Origin of the sequence: Limnothrix redekei LRLZ20PSL1 (assembly GCF_043235035.1) — a bacterium.
In the GTDB taxonomy this organism is placed as follows: Bacteria; Cyanobacteriota; Cyanobacteriia; order CACIAM-69d; family CACIAM-69d; genus CACIAM-69d.
Genome location: NZ_JAZAQF010000078.1, coordinates 169,381 through 192,011 on the forward strand (window position 1 = coordinate 169,381; position 22,631 = coordinate 192,011).

The window sequence follows — 22,631 nt, forward strand, 5'->3', positions numbered from 1 at the left end:
AAAGCAACATCGCAGGGCTAATCAAGCCTCAAAAACAGCAATTCATCCCCTCTCATCAGACCGCAAATTTCAATAAAAAATTGCCAGCCAAATGGTTTCCACATCCGGGTCTGTCCAAGCAACCCGATGTTTTTGGTGAGCAGGAATATTGAAATAGTCGCCAGGCTTTAGCTCAACAATGCCCTCCGGTAGTTCCAAATGGGCATGACCTTGAAGCACCAAAACCCATTCGGATTGCGCTTGGTCGTACCAGAATTCGGGTTCCGATCGGTGTCCCTTCGATAAAATTCGCTCAATTTTGATCTCGGGAGTTTGCAAAATCGTTTCAAAAATCTCTTCGGGTAACTCGATTGGGATATTTTGGAAGAGGTTATTGATAGAAGCAACAATTTTAGAATCTGCCATATTGTCCAATAATTAAATTTGAAAATCACCATTAAATTCAGAAATCAAGTCAGAGATGAAGCCTAAAATTCGATGTGAATTTTGAAATCTAGTGGCTAATATCACTAAGCTCATTTCAATCGGTTGAGATTTGCTGATTACTACTAAATCAAATATTTAGCCAGAGTGTTTATATGATCACTGGCTGCCGATACTGTAATCGGTAATCGATATCCTCCACCATGACAAGATAGTACCGGGCAATTGAAATAATGGGCAGTCCGTAAAGTGATCTCGGTCAATTGCACAAAGTCTTCATTAGTCCAGTTGGTTGTGTCCTCTCCACAATCTTCTTGATGAGAGTCATATCCTGAGAAAATAGTGATCAAATCAGGTTTCCACGGTAAATAACTTAACCGTTCCTGAAATATTTTGATGCCTTTCTGACCCTCATAAAATTCACCCCCTAACCCATCTTCTGCAAGCGCACTGCGCGGAAAATTCTTGGGAATAATTGGAATATTGCAATGACCCACGCGATCGGCTTGTTCCGTAGTTCCCCACTGGAGACCAGAAGCCTTGGCCATGTAAAGATCTGCAGTGCTATGAATACTAATACAATAAACAGATGAATCATGGCTGAAAATTTCTTGAGTCCCATCACCATGATGAATGTCCCAATCAATGACAACGACCTTGGCGAAGTCATTCAGTTGGGCATAGCGTACTGCCGCCGCTAAAGGATTAAGTAAACAATATCCATGACCCCATTCACGATGGGCATGGTGACCAACCATACTAAAGCAATAAGCTCGCTGAAGAATGCCCTGTTTCATCCAATCAATGGCCTCTAGCATACCGCCCAAGCCATATAGATAGCCTGGAATCGCATACTCAAGTCCTTGACAGTCAGAACCAATGGCTGGCAGCGCAAGGCTGGCCTGATCCAATGGGCGATCGAGCGCTTTCAGAATTAGCTTTTTCAGATAGGCTTGACTATGGACACTGGCATAGTCTGCTAACCGAGCTTTCTTAGGAGGCAAGGACTGATATTGTGAACAGCTTTGAGCAAGTGCTTGGCAAACTTGCCGATAGTAAGGCAATGAGTATCTAGCAAATGTAATAGCTTGCAGTGGCTTGGAAAGGTTGAATGATTGAAGATGAAGATAGGTTGCGAAGCTCATCTTTGTTTATGATTTATGAATGTGAATGACGAGCAATATAGACTAAAAAATAACTTGAATAAATTTCAAATTTGAATTTGAAATTAAAAATAAAATTAGTCTAAAATTTTAAATATAAATATTAAATATTGATTAATTTATACTAAATTCTAAAACTAAATCATGATCCTGAAAAATTATTAAAATGAATCCAATTATCTCTTTGATTTAACAGCAGACTATAGGGATAGTAGCCTACTTTTCTTGAGTTTTGGGCAAATATTACAGGCTTCTAGGGATCAAACGTAGTCATTGTTATGTTAAAAATAACTACGGTAAGTCTGGGATGAGCCAATGATTATTGTGCCCAAGACCATCAGTAATTGGCCAAGCTGACTTAAATTTCTCAATTTGTCAGCAATTTTTTCGCTAGTCCATCGTAGTTAGGGGCAATCCACCATGTCGCGGAATCGGTTTTTGGAAGCATTTTGGGGTTTGAGTGCAAATGAAGCGCGATCGTTTCAACTTCCCGGAGCCAAGCCCCACTATCTCCCCGATCGCCCGGTGCACACGCAACATGTGGCCCTTGATTTGGTGTTGGATATTCCCAATTGCCAGGTCGCGGGAACTTGCTCGATCGACCTGTTGCCCGTACAACATGGAGTCGATCGCCTGGAATTAGATGCGGTGGCGATGCAAATTCAAGGGGTGCGAGTGGGCAAAACCGCCCAGAAATTTGAGTATGACGGCGAAAAATTAGCCATTACCCTTGCGGAACCAACCCAGCGTGATCGCCTCTTTAAATTAGTCATTGACTATCAATTAGATCGTCCCCAACGAGGCATCTATTTTGTGCAGCCCACGGCGGACTATCCCAATAAAAATGTGCAGGTTTGGACTCAAGGGGAGGATGAAGATTCTCGGTTTTGGTTTCCCTGCTTTGATTTTCCAGGGCAACTCTGCACCTCCGAAATGCAAGTGCAAGTGCCCAGTGGTTTGCTGGTGCTCTCGAATGGAGAGCTGATTAATCAGACCACTAAGAGCAAAACCACCACTTACCATTGGCATCAAAAACAGCCTCATCCGATTTATCTGTTTACCCTAGCCGTGGGAGATTTTGCAGAGATTAAGGATGAGTGGCGCGGCCGACCTGTGAGCTATTACACCGCTCAGAATCGGGCTTCGGAAGCCCAGCGCACCATGGGCAAAACGCCCGCGATGATGGACTTTCTCAGCGAAAAATTTGACTATGACTATCCCTATAGCAAGTATGGACAAGCTTGCATGGAGGATTTTATTTTCGGGGGTATGGAAAACACCTCCATGACCCTGTTAACTGATCGCTGTTTGTTAGATGAACGAGCGGCGATCGATAATCGCAATTCTGAAGCTTTGGTGGTTCATGAGCTGGCTCACCAGTGGTTTGGCGATTTGCTGGTCATTAAGCATTGGTCCCATGCTTGGCTGAAAGAAGGCATGGCTACCTATTCCGAAACCCTTTGGACTGAGCATGAATATGGATCGGAGGAAGCAGCCTATTATCGCCTGGGTGATCAACGGGCCTATTTAGGGGAAGATCGGCGGCGCTACCGACGGCCCATGGTGACCCATGTTTATCGCGAGCCGATCGAACTCTACGATTGCCATACCTACGAAAAGGGCGGCTGTGTTTACCACATGCTGCATCAGGAATTGGGCGATGATTTGTTTTGGAAATCGATTCAAACATTTGTCAAAAATCACGCCTTTGGTGCCATTGAAACGATCGACCTCTTGCGGGCGATCGAACAGGCAACGGGTCGCAATTTGTTGTTTCTGTTTGATCAGTACGTGTTTCGAGGAGGCCATCCTGATTTCAAAGTTGCCTATAGCTGGGATGGGGAAAATAACATTGCAAAATTGACCGTGATCCAAACCCAAGCTAAAGAAGGGGATTTGGAGACGCTGTTTAATTTAAAAATTCCGGTGGCCTTTGCAACCCTCAGCTATGAAGCAGCCAGCCTTGCTCCGAAATCGAAAAAGTCAAAAAAAGCGGCGGCCCCCGCCCCCAAGATCACGTTCAAAACCGTGAAGCTGGCCATTCACGATCGGGAACAAACTTTCTATTTCCCCTTGGAGCAAAAACCAGATTTCGTCAGTTTTGATCCGGGGAATCATTGGCTCAAAACGGTGGAGCTAGATTATCCGCTGCCGGAATTGAAAGCCCAATTGCAGTTTGATCCTGACCCGATCGCCCGGGTGTTTGCGGCTAAGGCGATCGCCCAAAAAGGCACGCTGGAGGCCTTGAATGCTTTGGCCCAATCCCTGACTCGCGATCGCTTCTGGGGGGTGCGTGCCGAGGTGGCCGATAACCTGGCCACCATTGGCTTGGATGGGGTGTTGGCGGCCCTGAAGCCGGGGTTGAAGGATTCGGATCCCCGCGTGCGTCGATCGGTAATTCAGGCCATTGCTTCCCTCAAAACCGAGGCGGCTTATTCGGTGCTGGAGCCGATCGCCAAAAAGGGTGATGCCAGCTATTCCACCGAGTCGGCGGCCTTGGCGGCCATCGGGTCGATCGCGGCCGCCCAGCCGGCCTTGGTCGATCGGGCGATTACGCTGCTCAAATCTGCCCTGAAGAAGCGATCGGGCTGGAATGAAGTGGTGCGATCGGGGGCCATCACTGGTCTGAGCGCCCTCAAAACCTCCGCCGCCGCCCTGGAACTAATTCTGGAAACCAGTCAACCGGGCATTCCCCAGGCCCTGCGCTTAGCGGCCATTCGGGCCCTGGGTGCGGTGGCCAACGGTCAAGAAGCCCCAGCGGTCGATCGGGTCTTGAATGGGCTGCAAACCTATGCCCGCGAGAGCTTTTTCCTAACCCAAGTGGCGGTGGTGGCTGCCCTGGGACAAATGGAAACCACCAAGGCGATCGGGATTTTGCAAGGGTTGGCTAGCCAGTCGCCCGATGGCCGCGTGCGCCGGATGGCAGAAGAAGCCGTGAAGCGAGTGCAGCACAATGCGGGTTCCGATCGCGCCTTGGATCAGGTACGCCAAGAGTTAGATCAACTGAAAAAAGACAACCAAACCCTGCGATCGCGCCTGGAAGATTTGGAAGCAAAATCGAAACCGCAACCCGCAAGCTAAGGGCCATTGCACTCGATCTCGCTCAACGGGATGCTCTCAACGGGACTGAGAACGCTCTGAATCAGGGTCTCAGTCCCGTTGCCGGGCTTGCGGACTTCCCGCCTAGCGAGCCGCCACCACAAAATCATCCGTGAGGGTCAGGTTCAGATTCGTTTCCGGTTGCACCACCAGCACATCGATGCTGTTGCGACCCAAGAACCGCTCGATCAGGCTCAAGAGCGCACCGCCACCCGCACCGATCAGCAGCTCTTCTGTGGCGATCGCCCGATCGCCCGTCACCGCCGAGATAGCCGCCGCCGCCGCCGTCCCGATCGCCGTATTCTTCAGCAACCGACCCAAATCAGCCCCCTTCCGCACCGTTTCCGTCGTTGTAATCACACTGGACGTGGCCTTCAGGGATCGCGTTGAACCATCGGGCATTACAATTTCCTGCGCCACAAATTGCGTCGCCTTGTCACCGGCCGGCTGCAGATTTCCCTTCACTTGGCTGCCCGCCGGAATCAACACCTGGCCCGTGGTGGTGGTGATGTTGTTGCGCACATTAAAAGTCACCGGCAAGGTTTCATCCGGCATCAGCAGGATTTTTTCCTTCATGTAGCTCACAGGAAGGGATGTGCCCGCCGCAATCCGATAGTTGGTGGCCACAGTTTGGGCATTAGCAATATAAGGCGAACTCAGAGCCGCCACGCGCCCTTCACTGGTCAAGGCTTGGTAGAGAAAAGCCGCCACTTCCGCTCGGGTGGCATTGCGCCCGGGGTTCAAATAGCTGACGTTCGGATAGTTCACCACCATCCGTTTTTCAGTGGCTGCCGCGATCGGGCCGCGGGCAAAATTGGAAATGGCTCCACTATCCGCAAAATTGCCTAAAACCTGTTCTGTGGGAGCCGCTGCTTGATAGTTCAAACCGTTTGCCAATGCCACCAAAACCTGTTCGCGCGGAATGTTTTGTTCCGGCAAAAAGATGCCATCGGGATAACCAGAAACAAAGCCCATTTCATAGGCGCGGCGAATGGCATCATAGGCCCAATGGCTGCTGGGCACATCTACAAAATTGATCGCACTGCGAATGCTGCCCCGTTGATAAACCTTGCGCAACATGGCTGAAAATTCTGCCCGAGTGACCGGTGCATCGGGGCGAAAAGTGCCATCGGGAAAACCCGCCAAAATGTTTTGAGAAACCAGCGCACGGATGTAATCACTGGCCCAATGATTGGCAGGTACATCAGGGAATGAAATGCTTTGGGCCACGGCTGGAGCAGGGGCAGCCAAAGGGGCAACCAGCATCGGGGTGATGGTGGTGACGTTCATTCCGAAGGTCATCAACAGAGCGGCGGCGGCTTTCCAGCGATTGCGATTCAGCATGGTTTTAAATCCTGAGGAGCGAGGGGGAACCCGATCAAGAATCCCCTAAAAAATTCTGAGAGAAGCCTTCTGTATGCTTCTTTGAATACTTCTGAAAAGGGGTTTGAAATCCGGAGATCGAAGGGATGGACAGTTGAAAAACTGGCAGATCTTAACGGAGCCGAGTATTTCAAAATTCTCAAACCCGATTGAATTCCGAGTTTTTCCTTCTCAGTTGCTTTATCAGACAACTGTGGCTCTTGGTTGGTTTCCTGGGGTGGGCCAGTTATCAATCTGTCAGGTTCGTAACTACTTGAAGCAACGAATCAGGGTGTTGAATTTTCTAAATTTTGAAGCCTGTGACAATTAAGAATTTGGATGTAAATCACTGAAAATTGGAGTGTTGACGAATAAAGAATCAAGCGATTCTTGAATCAGAAACCGAAAGTGTAAAATCGAAAATAACGAATCCAACGGCTTGAATAGCGGTTAAGGAAGGGGCTGAATTATCCACCCAAAAATTAAGGCCCTAGACCCGATCGCAGTACTGGCGTTTGGGATTGACGATCGGGATTCGCCAACGGTTACCCCACCTGGGAATCAAAACCGCTACAGTAGGAGCAATCTGCCATGTGGGAGCGGCTGCGCGATGCCTGCTTTTTTGCCTCAAAATGCCGATCTTGTCCTGCGAGGGGCCCAATATCGCGATTTGGATGCGATCGCCCAGCTTGCGGCGGACTCAGCGGACTTTGACGGGTTAGGAAGCCCCTTAGAAACGGCCGGGGTGGATTGGTCGCGGCTGCGCACTTGGTATGGCCTATCGGCGCTGGTGGAGATGATGGCTCCCAGCCAGCGACGGTTACGGGCCAGCGTGGCCGAGCGCGATCGGCGGGTTTGCGGGGCGATCGCGGTGATGCCCGTGAATCGATCGCGCAGCACTTGGCGTGTGAAGCAGGTGGCCGTGATGCCGGAATGTCGTAGCCAGGGCATCGGTTCCGAGCTGTTGCGCTACTGCTTTGAAACCATTTGGGAAGCACGCACCTGGATGCTGGAGGTGAATGTGCATGGCAAAGATGCCCTGGCGCTCTATCGCCAAAACGGATTCCAGCCGATCGCCCAGTTAACCTATTGGTCTATTCCGCCGGCCGCTCTCACAGCCCTGGCGGAGCGAGAACCGGACTTGCCCAACCTGATGCCGGTGGGGAACGCCGATGCGCCCTTGTTGTATCAACTGGATACGGCGGCTATGCCCCCCCATGTGCGCCAGGCCTTTGATTTGCGCGTGGATGACTTCAAAGCGGATTGGTTGGCGGCCCTGGCGGACACCCGGCAGCGGATGGATGGGCTGGAAACCACGATGGGTTATGTGTTTGAACCCCAACGGAAGGCCGCGATCGGCTATTTCCAAGTGCGATCGCACCGATATGCAGCGCTGCCCCATCGGACGGAGTTAACCGTGCATCCGGCCTATACCTGGCTCTATCCCGAGTTGATGGCTCAAATGGCGCGGATTACCCGATCGCTCAATCCCGATTTGCCCCTCTTGCTGGCTTCTGCGGACTACCAGCCGGAGCGAGAAGCCTATCTGGAAAGCATTGGGGCCGAGCGGTTTGAGCATTCCTTGCTGCTGTCGCGATCGGTTTGGCACAAGCTGCGGGAGACTCGATCGATCTCCTTGGATGCCCTGCAAGAGATGCTGAACGGCTGGCAACCGGCCAAACCAATGACCGGCGGCGGTCGGGTCTATTGGTCGAGTGCTTGGGATGGGCCCACCTTTGACCCGCCGGAAGACCCGCCGGAGAATCCCGAAACGCCGGAGCCACCCGCCCAACCTTGAGCTAGCCCCCTTAGCCCATGTCGGGATAGGCGGCCCAAAGATCGGTAGTTTCGCGCAGGCTGCGAAATTCCCCATAGCCCACCACCAAATGATCCAATAGCGGCAGTTCCAGAAAATGGGCCCCTGCCAAAAGCTGCTCCGTGAGGGTCAAATCCTCAGGGCTGGGGGTTAGGTCGCCCGAGGGGTGATTGTGGGCCACAATGCAGGCGGCAGCGCCCTGACGAATCAACTCCCGAAAAATATCGCGAGGATGGGCCAGGGTTTGGGTTTCCGTCCCGATCGTCAGGACTTGGGTGGCTAGGAGTCGATTTTTGGAATCTAACAACAGCAGGGCAAACCGTTCCTGCGGTTGCCACATCAAATCCTGACTGAGGGCTGCCGCTGCTGCTGCTGGGGTGTCAATCACGGTTCGATCGAGCGGTCGAGTTTGCAAAATCCGCTTGCCCAACTCCACCGCCGCCAAAATTGCCGTAGCCTTGGCATCCCCCACCCCGTGAATTTGGGTCAGTTCCGCCAAGGATGCATCGCGCAGAACAGCTAGCGGATCCTGGCGATCGCCCCCCAAGGTTTGCAAAATCAGTTGCCCCAACCCCACGGCCGAGAGTTTGCCCGGCCCTTGGCCCGTGCCCAACAAAATGGCCAATAGTTCCGCATTCGAGAGGCTGCGGGGGCCAAAGGCTGCCAACCGCTCCCGGGGGCGTTCTGTGGCGGGTAGATCCTGAATCCGAGGGTTGTAGGTCATAGGGCTGACATTTTGACCGCCCTTTATGATACTGAAAACCGCTGCCACAAAAGCAGGGTAAACCTCTGATATCCCCGAGATTTTTGCGATCCGGGTCAGGAGATACGGCGGCCCGACGGGATCGGCTTTGGGGGCGATCGCCTCGGATTGCCCCTGACCCCGTGGTCTAGTCGAGCAACTTCAGTTGTTTGGTTAGGGCCGGAATCCCCACGTCTTTAGGCTGGGGAGGATGTCAACGACTCAGATTGCTGCCAATTGGCTCAAGATGATCGGGGGCGATCGATCAGCAAATTACTGTAGGGGCCCGGTCGCAGCCGCACGGCCAAGGCTTGTCCCAAATCCCCCAAACAGCCCAACCACCGATCATCCAAGGGCGCGGCGGCCATGGAACCCTGCCACCAGAAAAAGAGCCGTTCCTGCACCAAATCCAGATCTAAGGTGAGTTGAAGCGATCGGCTGAGGCTGGTGAGTCGCTCGATCGCATCCACGGCCACTCGGAACCCGCCCAGGGACTGTTCTGGGTCGGCGGTAGGATGCCCGCTCAGTTCCGTTTCCACCAAGCCCAATGCCCGTTCCAGCAACCGCCCGATCGCCCGCGTAATCCAAGGGGCAATTTCCAGCCCATCCAATTGACAGTGGAGGCGCTGGGCTTCGGCGGCCACCGCTTCCAACTCCGTTAGCGTTCCCGGCCCGGCCTCGATCGCTGCCAAGGGCCAAGTTTCCAACTCGCCGGCCAACCGCTGCACCAAGGACAACACCCGCTGACCCAAGGCCAATTCCGCTGCCACCTGTAATTCACGGGGAACCGGCAGCGCATCTCGATAAAACCGGGTCATGATCCCGCAGTTGTCGCGATAGGCGCGATCGTATAGCGTATCCAGCCTTGCCGTTGTTTCCTGCACCAGCACCCGCATCAGCCGATCGCGATCCTCCGCACAGAGATCTGCCAAGGCAAATCCCCGGGACTGGCCGCCCATGGTGGCACTCAGGGCCAAGACCACCTGGGCCGCACTGGCAGACTCCAACGCCGCAAACAGCCGCTCCTTCAGCTTGCTGTAGGCTAATCGGCCTTGGAACGGCTGCACACAACAGTGAAAATCCCAACCGCCCAAGTGCAAGGCTCCAAAGACAAAATGGGCAGACTCGCCCGCAATATCCGAAGTCACCACCAACTCGCCCACGGCCAAAGCCAGGGATCCCAGCCGTTGCAGTTGGTAATCCTGCTGTTCGATCGTGTAGCAATAGGCTCGGCTTTGGCGCGGTTGGTTGGGAATCAAAGAGCCGATCGCATGGGCCGCCACCACCTGCTCAAAACTGACATGATCATCCAAAACCAACTGTCGATAAACCTCCGCCCCGTCGCCAAATTCCGGCACGTTGCTAGGGGCCGCCGCCAGTTGGGCCACAAAATCCGGCTCCAAATTCACGCCGGCCACTTCGGCCGCCAGCTCGATCGCCCGACTGGCATAGCGCAAAATCTGCACCCCTTCCGGGCGAGAGATTTCCTCAAAAAACCAGCCGCAACTGGTGAACATCAACAGGGCATGGCGCTGCATTTCCAACAGTCGCAGGGCATCGATCCGCTCCTGGGCTGACAGGGGGCGGGCCCGATGACGTTCCAAAAACGCTGTCATCCGATCGGGCGATCGATTCAAAACCAACTCAATATATTCATCACGCGCCTGCCAAGGATCCCGCAGCAGTGGTGTGGCATAGCGTTCAAACACCGCCACCAGTCGATCGCGCAAATAATTCAAACTGTCTCGCAACGGTCGCCGCCAGCGCTGGTGCCAGCCGCCGCCCCCGCCACAGCCGCAATCATCCTGCCAGCGATCGACCCCGTGGGAACAGCTCCAGGCCGTCACCGGCTTCATGGCCACCTCCCACTCCGGCGGATGCAGGCTCAGGTAATGGGCAAAATTGGTGGTACACCAGCCTCGCCCCGGAAACTCCATGGTGAGGGCATAGGCCAAGCACTTTTCCTTATCGCGCTTGTGGTGACCAAAGGTTTCCCCGTCGGTGGCCACGGAAATGACCTGGCTGGGGCGATCGGCCCGCACCGCCGATCCCAACCGATCAGCAAAGGAAGCGGCACTGGTCAGCACATCCCCAAAACCCATGTCGCCGGAAATTGGCCCATCGTAAAAAAACAGATCAATGTAGCGATCGCGGGCCAAGGTGGTCGCTGGATCCGAAGGCGCTGCCGGGTCGATCGGCTCCGGTTCCCCTCCCTTGGGCACAAAACACCGATAAGACCGAGTGGGATCAATTTGCCCCGATCCCACATCCACCCAATCCGGCTCCGGATCGGCTTCCGTGGGCAGCGGTCGGCAGCGCTGGGCCTGGGATGGGGCAAAAATCACAAACTTAATGCCCTCGTCGATTAGCACATCAAGGGTGGCGTAATCCACAGCTGTTTCCGCTAACCAAATGCCTTCGGGCGATCGACCAAAGCGTGATCGAAAATCCGCCACGCCCCATCGCACCTGGGTTTGCTTATCCCGCCGATTGGCTAGGGGCATGATGATGTGGTTATAGACCTGGGCGATCGCGTTGCCATGGCCCCCCAGCCGGGCCTCGCTCAGGCGATCGCCCTCCAAAATTCGGGCATAGGTGGCCGGGTCAAACCGCTCTAACCAGCTCAGCAGCGTTGGCCCCGCGTTAAAGCTCATCCACTCAAAATTGTTCACCAGTCCCACGATCGCCCCCGAATCATTAAAAATTCGGGCGAAGGCATTGGGTCGATAGCATTCCCGATAAACCCGCTCATTCCAATCGTGGCAAGGGGCTGCGCTGGGCTGCCGCACGATCGCCTCCAAATAGGGATTTTCGCGCGGGGGTTGATAAAAATGCCCATGCACCACCACATAAACCCCAGAAGCGGGGCGATCGGGCATTGGCGAAACGGGGGCTGCGACGGTGCCTTCGTTCGATCGTTTTGCCATCCCCAAGCTCCTAAGCGCCAATTTCCGGTTGATTAACCCTCTAGCGGTTTAACACAAGCGTCGATCTTCCGCAAAATCTCGATCAATCATTCCCATCTTTGTGGCGGTTGTAAGATGGCTGTCTGGTCGCTTCATTGACCCGCTCCTAGCCATGCCCTACGAACCGCTGCACCACAAATATCGCCCACAACGGTTTGCCGACTTGGTGGGCCAACAGGCGATCGCCCAAACGCTGACCAACGCGCTTCAGCAGAATCGAATTGCGCCGGCTTACCTGTTTGCGGGGCCTCGGGGAACGGGCAAAACCTCCAGCGCTCGGATTTTGGCGAAATCGTTGAACTGCCTGAGCAGCGAGGGGCCCACAGCGGAACCCTGCGGCCATTGCCAAACTTGCGTGGAAATTACGCAGGGGCGGGCGCTGGATGTGGTGGAAATTGACGCAGCCAGCAATACGGGGGTTGACAACATCCGGGAGCTGATTGAGCGGGCCCAATTTGCCCCGGTGCAATGCCGCTACAAGGTTTATGTGCTGGACGAGGTGCATATGCTGTCGGGGGCGGCGTTCAATGCGCTGCTGAAAACCCTGGAGGAACCGCCGGCCCATGTGGTGTTTGTGTTGGCCACGACGGATCCGCAGCGGGTTTTGCCGACGATTATTTCTCGCTGTCAGCGGTTTGACTTTCGGCGGATTCCCCTGGTGGATATGGTGAGCCATTTGGGGACGATCGCCCAACAGGAGTTGATCGAGATTGTGCCGGAAGCGTTGACTCTCGTGGCCCAAATTGCACAGGGGGGCTTGCGCGATGCGGAAAGCCTGCTGGATCAACTGAGCCTGGTTCCCACGGGGGTGACGGTGGAGGCCGTTTGGGATCTGGTGGGGGCTGTGCCGGAGCGGGATTTGCTGGCTTTGGTGTCCAGTTTGGCGGCGGGTGACGCGGAAGGGGCGGTGGACTGTTTGCGGCGGCTGATGGATCGGGGCCGGGAACCGACGATCGTGCTGCAAAATTTGGCGAGTTTCTATCGAGATCTGCTGATTGCGAAGACTGCGCCCGATCGGGGTGATTTGGTGGCCCTGACGGAGCCAACTTGGCAGCAACTCTGTGAATTTGCCCGTAGTCAGGAACTGAGCTGGATTTTGCATGGGCAGCAGTACCTCAAAACCGGCGAATCGCTGCTGAAAAACTCCACCCAGCCTCGGTTGTGGTTGGAGGTGACTTTAATGGGTCTGTTGCCGGGGGCAGTGGCTCCGGTGGGGGCTGTTGGGTCGGTGGCTCCAATGCCGCCTCGCCCTATCGCCCCGATCGCGCCTATTTCGGCTCCAATGCCGGCCCCGATCGCGCCTGTTTCGGTTCCTGTGCCGAGCGATCCGCTCTCGGCTCTGTTGGCCCAGTTGGGGCTAGATCCGGGGGCGATCGCCCAATTTGCCCAGGGCGTGACCCAATGGGCCCAAACGAATCCTGGTGCGCTGACGCAGTTGATCGGTTTGTTGCAGTCCATGGGAGGCGTGGCTCCAGCCCTGATCGCAACAAGCACCCCCACCGTAACTACCCCAAGCGCAACAACGACTCCGGCGACGATCGCTCCGGTGGCCGCTGCTCCGGCCCCCGCGCCAACTCCCGTTCCGGAGTCGGCCCCGGTCAGCGCTGGGCCCGATGAAACCTTTGCACCGGAACCCAGCCTGATCGCGCCGGTTCCCGCTTCTGCGGAGCTGGATCAACTGTGGCAAGCGATCTTGGTTCATGTTCAACCCCCGGCCACCAAGATGATGTTGTCGCAAATGGGGCAACTGCTGTCCTTTGATGGTCAAAACGCCGTCGTGGGGATTCCGCCCAGTTGGGTCGCCAAGTTTGAGTCCCGCACCAAGGCGATCGAAACGGCCTTTCAGCAGCACCTGCAACGGAGCGTCACGGTTGCGATTCGGGCGAATGTGGTGATGTCCCCCCAGGCCAGCGCGCCCGCGTCCTTCCCAAAAAATCCACCCAGGGGAACGCCCCCCCCGCCCCCGAACCCAGCCCGGAACCCGAATCCGATGCCGACTACGGCCGCGAACCCAACGGCGGGCGGGTTTGGTGGGATCGCGACTAGGGTGGCCTCACCGCCCACCGTATCCCCAGCCCTGTTGCCCACGGCTCCCGCTGCGAATCCCCTGCCGGCCCCGGGCCGGGCCCCCGCGCCCGCCCCCGATCGCCCTGTGCGATCGCCCCAACCGCCCCCCGCCGCATCCCCCCAATCCGTTTCGCCCCCTTCGCCAGCGGGGCCACCCCCGCCACCGGGGCCCGATGACTTGGTGGCCCGCAGTGCCCGTAGCTTGGCGCAATTGTTCAATGGCGAAATTGTGCAGGTAGACGATCTCGACATGTTTTGACCGGTGGTTGGGGCGATCGCTCAGTTGACCGGTGGGCGGATGGAGCCGATCTCGGCTAAGGCTGGGTCTGGTTGAACCGTTTGCTCAAACCGTTCGCTCAACGTTTTTTCAGCTTTTTCAGCCCCCCTTTGCGCCCTTGTGGGTGGCGCGGGAGAAAATTTTCAGAAAGTAGTTGCTTTTTCTAGAGCTTCCGGTTATATTTGAATTCGCGCCGCGGGGTAGAGCAGTCTGGTAGCTCGTCGGGCTCATAACCCGAAGGTCAGTGGTTCAAATCCGCTCCCCGCCACCAAATCATCTGAACATCAGGTCAGAGCGAACTGAAGAAGAGATCCCTCAAAAGTCTCGAAATCTGAAACCCTAAAGACCGCCCCGCCACGAATCCGTAGCGGGGCGCTTTTGGTTTAGTGCGATCGCCAGATTTTGGTGCGATCGCCGTAGCAACGGATTGATCAACCCTTTGATCAGCCCTCAATTGGCAGCGGGCTACAGGACTCGTGGCCCTTCGGCAAAGGCTTGGGCCACTTGGCGATCGGTCGCATCCACCACAACTCCGATGATGGGGCCCACGGCTCCGCCCACACGAATCAACACATCCTTCACATCGGGACTGCCAAAACCCACAATTCGCGAATAGTCGAGGGAATTATCAAAAAATAGGTCTACCTGACGACTGATCGCGATGAAATCTCCACCGTTGAAGTCAAAATCCACAATCACATCGGCGTTCGCAATGGTTGTGGTGGCATCATCAACCGCCACGACGAAGGTATCGCGCCCAGTGCCGCCGATTAGGGTGTCGATGCCCAAGTCGCCGGCCAGAAGATCATCACCCTCTTGGCCGTAGAGAATATCGTTGTCGCGACCGCCACGGAGGGTGTCGCGTCCTGCGCCGCCTTCTAGTTGGTCGTTGCCCAGGTTGCCCGTGAGCAGGTCATCCCCATCGCGACCAATCACAAAATCAAAGCCCTGGCCCCCAAAGAGCACATCGCTGCCTTCGTTGCCGATCAGGGTGTCGTTGTCGCTGTTGCCATAGAGGGTGTCGTTGTCGCTGGAACCGTTGATGTAATCGTTGCCTGCGAGGGCCCGCACACCCAGGCGGCCCTGCTGGCCGGCTGCGAGGGAGATGGTTTCGCTGTTGTTGGTGAGATCGAGATAGTCAATATCCGTCCGAGCCATGGTGAAGAATCTGTCCTCTGTTCAGGAATGGGTGGTTTTTAGGAATGGGTTAGGAACCGTCCAGCACTGCCGAGATTACTCGGGCAAGTTGAGCTGAGCTGGGTGTTATCGCCGCTCGCGGCTGTTCATGAGGGCTTCCCGAACGCGCTGAATTGACCAGCCCCCCCGCAGCCGTTCGAGGTAGGTGCGCATTCCTCGGCTGTCGGCCCGGCGACCCAAAATTTCTTGATAGGCGCGATCGATGGCGGATTCGGCCTCGCGGCTGTTGGCTAATTCGTCCCGCACCCGTTGCAGTGACCAGTTGCGATCGCGCACCCGATCCACGTAGGTACGCAGTCCGTTGCGATCGGCTGGCCGGCCCAACACTTCGCGATAGAGCCGATCGATCCGATCTTCCAAGTCCCGTCGATCGCCTCGATAGTTGTTGCGATCGTTGTCGTAGTCGTCGCGATACCGTTCTTCGTTGCGATCGTAGTAGCGATAATCATCCCGATCGCGGTCTCGATTCCGGTTGCGATCGCTGTCCGATCGGCTGCCATCATCGCAGCGCAACTGGCCCCCTTCCCAGCGGCAGGAACTTTGGGCCATGGCTGGTTCGATCGCGCCCCCATGGGCCACTCCCAAACCTAATAAGAATGCCGCCAATGCAGTACAGGTACGGTTCACAGAACGGTTCATAAGAATCATCTCCTGATTGAATGGTTGAGCCTCCATTGTGTCTCCCGGGGGGGATATCACGATGGATGAACTAGTTTTTGATTGTTTGACATCACTCTAAATTAGCCGCAAACCTCCAGGCTCAGCCTCTCGACTCTGGGGTCAGAATTCAGAAATTGCAAGGATTTTTTAGATTTTCGCTAGCAGCATTGCTGTTGACGCTTGAGCACTTGGTATTGATGTAAGCGAATCTTGAGGCAATTTTGGTGGAGCAATGGAGACATGATCTCCCATAACTTTGCTTACCACCATTTGCTGGCCACAAGGTCACGATTCACCATCGAAAGATAATCGAAAGATATCCGAGATGCATTGACTAAACCTGGGTTGCTAGTTCTGCTGCTGTTCTTGCATCAACATCAGTGAAATAGCATGGAACGATTCATGAAATTCTCTGTGAAACCATTCATGAAGCCCTCCAAGCAATCACCCGAAAAAGCATCAACAAAACTACTTATGAAACTATCAACAAAACCAGCCATGAACTATCAAGCCTGTGTTCAACGGTAAAGGGGACAACAACCGAATTTGGGCGGGTTTTAGCCGCTTGTTGCATTGTCTTGCCCTCGGAACTTTTTGGGCCATGAGGCCGTCTCGCGCCCCTTCTGAATATTCCGGTGATTGTTGGCTCAGAATGGAGGCTGGAGGGGGCTGAAAGGCTGATTCACTGGTCACTTGAGGGGTGGTGCGGCCACAGGAACGCTAGGTTGGGGTCAAGACCACCCCGTACAATGAAGCCATTCCTTAGCGCGACGGCTCCAATGGGAGCTGCTTCGGCCGTGTTGTCACAACCAAGTCGATCGAACTGGCTGCCTTGGGTCGATGTGGCAGCGATCGCAGCGTGGGGAGCGCTGATGTTGCACTACTGGCACGGTGGCCGCTTGGCCCTGCTGATCCATCCCGCCTATCACGGCTTGGTGGTGGTCACGGGATTTTTGTTGCTGATGACGGCCGCCAGTTTGGCGATTAATTTGGTGCAATCTGGGCGGTTGTTGCGGCGGCGATTGTCGTTGGCGGCGGATGCTGACTCAGAACAACACATCAGTCTGCTGCCCAAGGGGTGGGCAACGCTGTTATTGCTGTTGGCGGCGATCGGGGGGTTTTGGATTGCGCCGCAGCCCCTCACCAGCCACAAAGCTTTGCAACGGGGCATTGGCGACCCCACCACCGCGATCGCCCGTGCGCCCAAGGCCTTTCGCAGCAACAAGCGCCCGGAACAGCGATCGCTGATTGAGTGGGTGCGGACTTTGGAGGTTTATCCCGAACCGGAAGCCTACCGAAACCAACCGGTGAACATCAGCGGCTTTGTCACCAAGGTGGAGGGCTATCCGGCAGATGTGTTCTGGATTTCGCGGTTTACGATCACCTGCTGTGCGGCGGATGCTTACCCGATCGGGCTGCCCGTGCGCCGGCCGGCCAATATGCCGAACTATCCCCCTGATACTTGGCTAGAAATTCAGGGGCGAATGGCGGTGGATGAAATTAAGGGCGAGCGAGTGTTGAGCATTGCGCCACAAACGATGCGCCCGATTCCGGTTCCCAAAAATCCCTATGAGTTCTAGATGAGTGCTAGGCATGACCCTTGGGCGTGACTTTTGGGCGTGACTTTTGGGCGTGATTTTTAGGGGTGATCGGGCGAAAGCAAAGGCGCAATCCGGTGCAATTTGGCGCAATCCGGTGCAATCAACTGAGGAATTTCTGATTGGGTATGTGGCGATCCGTGCAACATCGATGGCAAAACAGCCCCAAGGGCAATCCCCAATGGCAACCCATTGACCGAGCCGCCTGGCTGGTGATCGCGGCTTTGGTGGTGGCGATCGCGGCTTTGTTGGTGCTGGGCGATCGATCGGCGGCGCGGGTGCGCGATTTCTCATGGGCCGATCGCACCATTGGAGCGGACGATCGCGCCTTTGTGTTGGCCTTCAATCGGCCGATGAATCGAGACAGTGTGGAGGCTAATTTAAAACTGGATCCTCCCCTGGAAGGGAAAGTTAGCTGGGCCGGAACTCGCATGGCCTTCACGCTCGATCGCCCAGCACCCTATGGCACCAGCTTTCAGCTCCAGTTGGGAGCCGGGGCCCGCGACACCCGCGAAGACAGCAAACCGGCGGAATCCTTCTCGGCGGCATTTCGATCGCGCGATCGGGTTTTTGCTTACATTGGCACCGAAGGCGAGGAAGCCGGCCGCCTGATTCTGTATGAACTGACCCAGCAGCGAAAAACCATCCTCACCCCGCCGAACCTGTTGGTGAACGACTTCAAGCCCTATCCCAACCGCGATCGGATCCTGTTTTCTGCCACCGAAACCAGCACCCTGGAAAAAACCGACAGCCCCAGCCTGCTCGAACAGCAGTTTTATACGGTCACCACAGGCTTGAGCGTCACCAACCAAGCGCCCGAACCGGCTGGCGAGGTGATGCCAGTCTTGGATAACCGGGATTATCAAAACTTGAAATTTGACTTGGCTCCCGACGGTTCGGCAGCCCTGGTGCAACGGGCGGAGCGCAAAAATGCCAGCAATGTCAGTCTGTGGCTGCTGCGCGATCGGCAAACGCCCCAAAAGCTGGAGAGCCAGGGTGGCGGCGAGTTTGTGATTACGCCCGACAGCCAATCGATCGCCATTACCCAGGGGCAAGGGGTGGCCATTTTGCCCCTACCCAACGTCGATCCGGGCAACAACGATCGCTACCGGCGGGAAATTCAACCCCTGGACTTTTTGCCCAAGTTTGGAACCGTGTTGGGATTTGCCAGCGACGGTTCAGCGGCGGCCCTGGTGAAATTCAACGGTGACTTTACCCGATCGCTCTTTGTGGTCACCCCCAGCGGCGAAACGGAACTGGCCCGAATTCAGGGATCGATTTTGCGTGCTGAATTCACCCCCGATAACCGTGTGCTCTACGCCTTGGTTACCCAACGGGTTGAGGATGAAAACTACCGCGAACAGCCCTATATCGGAGCCTTTGACCTAAAAACCAAGGCCCTGTCGCCCCTGTTGCTGTTGCCGGAGCAGCTCGATATTGCCCTTGATCTATCGCCGGATGGTGCAGCCCTGTTGTTTGACCAAATCGACACCAAGGCAAAGGCCAAGGGCGATCGCGCTGATCAGGCCGAATCAGGCGAAGAAGAAACCACCCAGGGCGATCGGGAGTCAGGACGGGGCAACCGTGCGGATCGATCGACCACCGACCCCGAAGCTGCCCGCCGACCCGAAGCGAGTGATGGCAATAAAATCGAGCACAGCCAACTTTGGTTGCTGCCCGTGGCCCAAAATCCCGATGGAACCTTTGCCAAATTGACCCCGCAGGCGTTACCACTGCCTGGGGCCCGTCCTCGCTGGCTCCCCTAACTGAAGTCCCCCAGCAGAAAACGCAAAAAGCAAACAAACACAAAAAAGAATGAGCAAAAAAGATCTCGTCTTCCTCATCCTTTTGGGGTTTATTCCCGTCTCGATCGCGGCGGAATGGTTGCACTGGAGTCCGCTGGTGGTGTTCATCACCGCTTGCTTGGCGATCGTGCCCCTCGCCGCCTGGATGGGCCATGCCACCGAAGAACTCGCCGGGCTGGTCGGCCCCTCCCTGGGGGGATTGCTGAACGCCACCTTTGGAAACGCCACCGAATTGATTGTGGCCTTGGTTGCGCTCAAAGAGGGCTACGTTGGCGTTGTGAAAGCCAGCTTGACCGGTTCAATCATCGGTAACCTGTTGCTGGTCATGGGGCTGTCGATGTTGTTGGGTGGCTTGCGCTTTAAGGAGCAAACCTTCCAGCCCGTCATTGCCCGCATGAATGCCTCGTCCATGAACCTGGCCGTGATTGCCATGCTGCTACCCACAGCGGTGAACTTCACCTCCGTGGGCATTGCCGAGAGCGTCTTGCAAAAGCTTTCGACGGCGGTGGCGGTGGTCTTGATTTTGGTCTATGTGATGACCCTGCTGTTTTCCATGAAAACCCACAGCTATCTCTACGATGTGGCCGTGGCAGAAGAGGAAGTGCCCGATCCGGAAGCCAGCGACGGATCGGCTGGCGAAGGGGAAGCGCACCGGCCAAACCTGCCCCTGTGGGTGGGGGTGTTGTTGGCGGCCACGATTTTTGTGGCGATCGAGTCGGAATTATTGGTGCATTCCCTGGAAATTGCCACCGAACAATTGGGCCTAACGGAACTGTTCACCGGGGTGATTTTGTTGCCGATTATTGGCAACGCGGCAGAGCACGCCACCGCTGTCACCGTGGCCATGAAAAACAAAATGGACTTGTCCGTTTCGGTGGCCATGGGTTCCAGCTTGCAAATTGCCCTATTTGTGGCTCCGGTGTTGGTGATTGCCGGTTGGTTCTTTGGGCAACCCATGGATTTGAACTTCCAACCCTTTGAACTGGTGGCCGTGGCCGTTTCGGTGTTGATCGCCAACTCCATCAGCTCCGACGGGGAATCCAACTGGCTGGAGGGGTTGCTGTTGTTGGCGGCCTATTTGGTGTTGGGTTTGGCCTTCTTCTTCCACCCCACAATTGCCAGTTAGGATCTTGAGAGCATCGGTTTTTTGGAACTAATGAACCTGACGGATGCTTGGGAAGGGGAGTCCATCACGATCGCCACGATGCATGGCAAGGAACAGGTGATTGCGCCGATTTTGGAGCAAACCTGGGGCCTGCGCTCGATCTTGCCGTCGGAACTGGATACGGATCGGTTTGGCACCTTTACCCGAGAAGTCGATCGACCCGGCGATCAGCTTGCCACGGCCCGGGCTAAGGCCCTGGCGGCCTTGGCGCTAACTGGTGGGTCGATCGCCCTAGCCAGTGAAGGTTCCTTTGGCCCCCATCCCAGTGTCCCCTTCGCGGCGGCTAACCGGGAATTGGTGCTGCTGATTGATCAATCCCTGGGGCTGGAGTTGGTCGGCGAGGCCATTTCCCTCAAAACCAACTATCGCCAAGGGCGGGTTCGCAGTTGGGCGGAAGTGGAAAAATTTGCTGAAACCATCGGCTTTCCCGATCACGGGCTGGTGGTGGGTTGGGGCGAACCCCACAACCTTCAGGGGGTGACGAAGGGCCTGCGCGATCGCTCGGCCCTAGCGGCGGCCGTCACCGAGGCCCTGACCCGATCGCCCGATGGTTCCCTGTGGGTGGAAACGGATATGCGAGCCATGCATAACCCCACGCGAATGCAGGTGATTGCCCAAGCCACGGAAAACCTGGTGGCCAAGGCGCGATTGACCTGTCCTGTTTGTCACTGGCCGGGGTTTTGGATCACGCAGCGGCTGCCGGGGTTGCCCTGTGGTGAATGTGGGTTGCCCACGCCGCTCATTCGCCTGCATCGCTCCATTTGCGATCGCTGCGGCCACCAACAGGACGATCCCTTTCCCCAAGGCGAAGCTACTGCGGATCCCACCTATTGCCCCTTCTGCAATCCTTAGGGCCTCAAAAACCAGGGCCTCAAAAACCGGCTCAAAGCTCGGAACCAAAATCAACAGCCAAATCAAAAGCTCCAGCAATCGATCGGGGACTGCGCCCAAACCGGCCCCGGATGGGTTCGATCGCTCCTCATGGAGATTACATTTTTTTACATACTCTCATTTTCAGAGATTTTGGATCAACAGGCGATCGAGAACAGAATCATTGGCGATCAAGCGCAAATCAAGCGTGAACCCGTTAGAATTTTGCAATTTCCAAGGAAGATCAAATTTGTTGAATTTTCAATCTCTGAGAAAAGCTTACAAATACTTGCAAGAAAACGCCTTTTGAGTTGAGAAGAATTGCGGAATCCTACTTTTCTCAAATGACTAAGCTTAATTACTCATGCCCTAACCTATGCTGAAGCAGGTTGTGGTTTAAACCTCAGAAGAATGTTGTTCAACATTGTTGGCAATTTGATGGATTAATCTATTCAGTTGCCTTCTTTAAAATCTCCTTCCCTGCTAGTGCCAATCTGCTCTGGACTGAACAATCTTTTGATTCCAATTTCCAGAGCAGTTCTTCAGCAAAACTGAGCAGATTCCAAAAATTTGGCTTCAGCTTTGGCTTCGGCTTTGGCTTCCAATCAGGAGCCACCGAGCTTCTATAAATCCGGAATTGAAACTGAAAGAGTGATTGGTTTATGGCACTTCCCCTTCTGGATTACCCCCTGACTTCTCAAAACCAGCGAGTGGATGGTTTTGAAGTTGCAAATCAAGGTGGTTTGCGTCTCATCACCAATGAGATTGATGAGGTGATTCACGCGGCCTATCGGCAAATTTTTAATGAGCAACAGCTAACGGCCAGCAGCCGTCTTTTGGCGCTGGAGTCTCAACTGCGTTGCGGTCAAATTTCGGTGCAAGACTTCATTCGCGGCCTGGCCACTTCCGAAGTGTTTCGCACGCGCAATTACGACACCAATAATAATTATCGCTTTGTGCAGATGTGTGTGCAGCGAATTTTGGGTCGTGAGGTTTATAACGATCGGGAAAAACTGTCTTGGTCGATCGTTTTGGCCACCAAAGGTTTGAATGGGTTCATTGACTCATTGCTCAATAGCGAGGAATATCAAACCCACTTTGGACGGGACACGGTTCCCTATCAACGGCGACGGATTTTGCCTCAGCGATCGAGCGGTGCAGTGACCTTTGCGCACACGGCTCGCTATGGCGAAGATTATCGCGATCGCTTGCCGAAACCCATGGATATGCAGTTTGCTTTGTTCAATTGGGAAACCTTTATGCGCCAGGCCGATTGGCCCACGGCGATCGGTCTGTTGGCGGGCATGTCGCTCTTGATTGCGGCGTTGTTGCTGTTCTCTGTGACGATCGGAAGCAGCGCGGCCTAAGCCGTTTCCCTTTTTTGGGGATGTAGATCAAGCCTTCCCTTACAGATCAACTCG

The 22,631-nt window shown here is 55.2% G+C and carries 15 protein-coding genes and 1 tRNA gene; 9 read left to right on the top strand and 7 right to left on the bottom strand.

What is annotated here, in order from left to right:
• Positions 1-69: 69 nt before the first annotated feature.
• Complete coding sequence (locus VPK24_RS13430; RefSeq protein WP_393014070.1) at positions 70-405, bottom strand: cupin domain-containing protein; 336 nt, start codon at positions 403-405, stop codon at positions 70-72.
• 143 nt (positions 406-548) lie between these two features.
• A complete protein-coding gene (locus VPK24_RS13435; RefSeq protein WP_393014072.1) occupies positions 549-1,568 on the bottom strand; it encodes a histone deacetylase family protein in 1,020 nt (339 codons plus the stop codon).
• 438 nt (positions 1,569-2,006) lie between these two features.
• Here VPK24_RS13435 and VPK24_RS13440 point away from each other — a divergent pair, with 438 nt between their 5' ends.
• Positions 2,007-4,667 carry a M1 family aminopeptidase gene (locus VPK24_RS13440; protein ID WP_393014074.1) on the top strand — a complete coding sequence of 887 codons (2,661 nt, stop codon included), beginning with the start codon at positions 2,007-2,009 and terminating at the stop codon, positions 4,665-4,667.
• A 102-nt stretch (positions 4,668-4,769) separates the two neighbouring features.
• Here the strand turns inward: VPK24_RS13440 and VPK24_RS13445 are convergent, their stop codons facing one another.
• Entirely contained in the window at positions 4,770-6,029 is a 1,260-nt protein-coding gene (locus VPK24_RS13445) for an S-layer homology domain-containing protein (protein ID WP_393014076.1), read from the bottom strand.
• A 628-nt stretch (positions 6,030-6,657) separates the two neighbouring features.
• Between VPK24_RS13445 and VPK24_RS13450 the strand changes: the two genes are divergently transcribed.
• Positions 6,658-7,845: a GNAT family N-acetyltransferase gene (locus VPK24_RS13450; RefSeq protein WP_393014078.1), complete on the top strand. Its 1,188-nt coding sequence runs from the start codon at positions 6,658-6,660 to the stop codon at positions 7,843-7,845.
• Positions 7,846-7,855: 10 nt separating this feature from the next.
• On the opposite strand, the gene radC is transcribed toward VPK24_RS13450, so the two are convergent.
• Together radC and VPK24_RS13460 are read right to left on the bottom strand one after the other, a co-directional pair.
• Positions 7,856-8,587: a RadC family protein gene (gene radC / locus VPK24_RS13455; protein WP_393014080.1), complete on the bottom strand. Its 732-nt coding sequence runs from the start codon at positions 8,585-8,587 to the stop codon at positions 7,856-7,858.
• 260 nt (positions 8,588-8,847) lie between these two features.
• Positions 8,848-11,532: a DUF3536 domain-containing protein gene (locus VPK24_RS13460; protein ID WP_393014082.1), complete on the bottom strand. Its 2,685-nt coding sequence runs from the start codon at positions 11,530-11,532 to the stop codon at positions 8,848-8,850.
• A 151-nt stretch (positions 11,533-11,683) separates the two neighbouring features.
• Between VPK24_RS13460 and VPK24_RS13465 the strand changes: the two genes are divergently transcribed.
• Complete coding sequence (locus VPK24_RS13465) at positions 11,684-13,897, top strand: DNA polymerase III subunit gamma/tau (protein WP_393014206.1); 2,214 nt, start codon at positions 11,684-11,686, stop codon at positions 13,895-13,897.
• 212 nt (positions 13,898-14,109) lie between these two features.
• Positions 14,110-14,186 (top strand) — tRNA-Met (locus VPK24_RS13470).
• Between the two features lie 194 nt (positions 14,187-14,380).
• On the opposite strand, the gene VPK24_RS13475 is transcribed toward VPK24_RS13470, so the two are convergent.
• Both VPK24_RS13475 and VPK24_RS13480 read right to left on the bottom strand, forming a co-directional pair.
• Positions 14,381-15,073, bottom strand: coding sequence for a calcium-binding protein (locus tag VPK24_RS13475; RefSeq protein WP_393014084.1), 693 nt, complete (start codon positions 15,071-15,073; stop codon positions 14,381-14,383).
• 105 nt (positions 15,074-15,178) lie between these two features.
• Positions 15,179-15,751, bottom strand: a complete 573-nt coding sequence (locus tag VPK24_RS13480; RefSeq protein WP_393014086.1) for a hypothetical protein — start codon at positions 15,749-15,751, stop codon at positions 15,179-15,181.
• An 818-nt stretch (positions 15,752-16,569) separates the two neighbouring features.
• Here VPK24_RS13480 and VPK24_RS13485 point away from each other — a divergent pair.
• The 5 genes from VPK24_RS13485 (at position 16,570) to VPK24_RS13505 (ending at position 22,577) form a co-directional block, all read left to right on the top strand.
• The gene (locus VPK24_RS13485) at positions 16,570-17,352 is read left to right on the top strand and encodes a TIGR03943 family putative permease subunit (RefSeq protein ID WP_393014088.1); all 783 of its coding nucleotides are present in this window, start codon (positions 16,570-16,572) and stop codon (positions 17,350-17,352) included.
• 146 nt (positions 17,353-17,498) lie between these two features.
• Positions 17,499-19,136 carry an Ig-like domain-containing protein gene (locus tag VPK24_RS13490; RefSeq protein WP_393014090.1) on the top strand — a complete coding sequence of 546 codons (1,638 nt, stop codon included), beginning with the start codon at positions 17,499-17,501 and terminating at the stop codon, positions 19,134-19,136.
• A 49-nt stretch (positions 19,137-19,185) separates the two neighbouring features.
• Positions 19,186-20,301 (top strand): calcium/proton exchanger, encoded by a 1,116-nt coding sequence (gene cax / locus VPK24_RS13495; RefSeq protein WP_393014092.1) that lies wholly within the window; start codon positions 19,186-19,188, stop codon positions 20,299-20,301.
• Between the two features lie 30 nt (positions 20,302-20,331).
• A complete protein-coding gene (locus tag VPK24_RS13500) occupies positions 20,332-21,192 on the top strand; it encodes a DUF6671 family protein (RefSeq protein ID WP_393014094.1) in 861 nt (286 codons plus the stop codon).
• A 680-nt stretch (positions 21,193-21,872) separates the two neighbouring features.
• Entirely contained in the window at positions 21,873-22,577 is a 705-nt protein-coding gene (locus VPK24_RS13505) for a phycobilisome rod-core linker polypeptide (RefSeq protein ID WP_393014096.1), read from the top strand.
• Positions 22,578-22,631: the final 54 nt, after the last annotated feature.

Bases quoted from the DNA above. Each gene is read 5' to 3' on its own strand.
- VPK24_RS13480 (WP_393014086.1), bottom strand. From the start codon at position 15,751: ATGAACCGTTCTGTGAACCGTACCTGTACTGCATTGGCGGCATTCTTA.
- VPK24_RS13460 (WP_393014082.1), bottom strand. From the start codon at position 11,532: ATGGCAAAACGATCGAACGAAGGCACCGTCGCAGCCCCCGTTTCGCCA.
- VPK24_RS13465 (WP_393014206.1), top strand. From the start codon at position 11,684: ATGCCCTACGAACCGCTGCACCACAAATATCGCCCACAACGGTTTGCC.
- VPK24_RS13445 (WP_393014076.1), bottom strand. From the start codon at position 6,029: ATGCTGAATCGCAATCGCTGGAAAGCCGCCGCCGCTCTGTTGATGACC.
- VPK24_RS13440 (WP_393014074.1), top strand. From the start codon at position 2,007: ATGTCGCGGAATCGGTTTTTGGAAGCATTTTGGGGTTTGAGTGCAAAT.
- VPK24_RS13500 (WP_393014094.1), top strand. From the start codon at position 20,332: ATGAACCTGACGGATGCTTGGGAAGGGGAGTCCATCACGATCGCCACG.
- VPK24_RS13505 (WP_393014096.1), top strand. From the start codon at position 21,873: ATGGCACTTCCCCTTCTGGATTACCCCCTGACTTCTCAAAACCAGCGA.
- radC (WP_393014080.1), bottom strand. From the start codon at position 8,587: ATGACCTACAACCCTCGGATTCAGGATCTACCCGCCACAGAACGCCCC.
- VPK24_RS13450 (WP_393014078.1), top strand. From the start codon at position 6,658: ATGCCTGCTTTTTTGCCTCAAAATGCCGATCTTGTCCTGCGAGGGGCC.
- VPK24_RS13475 (WP_393014084.1), bottom strand. From the start codon at position 15,073: ATGGCTCGGACGGATATTGACTATCTCGATCTCACCAACAACAGCGAA.
- cax (WP_393014092.1), top strand. From the start codon at position 19,186: ATGAGCAAAAAAGATCTCGTCTTCCTCATCCTTTTGGGGTTTATTCCC.
- VPK24_RS13430 (WP_393014070.1), bottom strand. From the start codon at position 405: ATGGCAGATTCTAAAATTGTTGCTTCTATCAATAACCTCTTCCAAAAT.
- VPK24_RS13490 (WP_393014090.1), top strand. From the start codon at position 17,499: ATGTGGCGATCCGTGCAACATCGATGGCAAAACAGCCCCAAGGGCAAT.
- VPK24_RS13435 (WP_393014072.1), bottom strand. From the start codon at position 1,568: ATGAGCTTCGCAACCTATCTTCATCTTCAATCATTCAACCTTTCCAAG.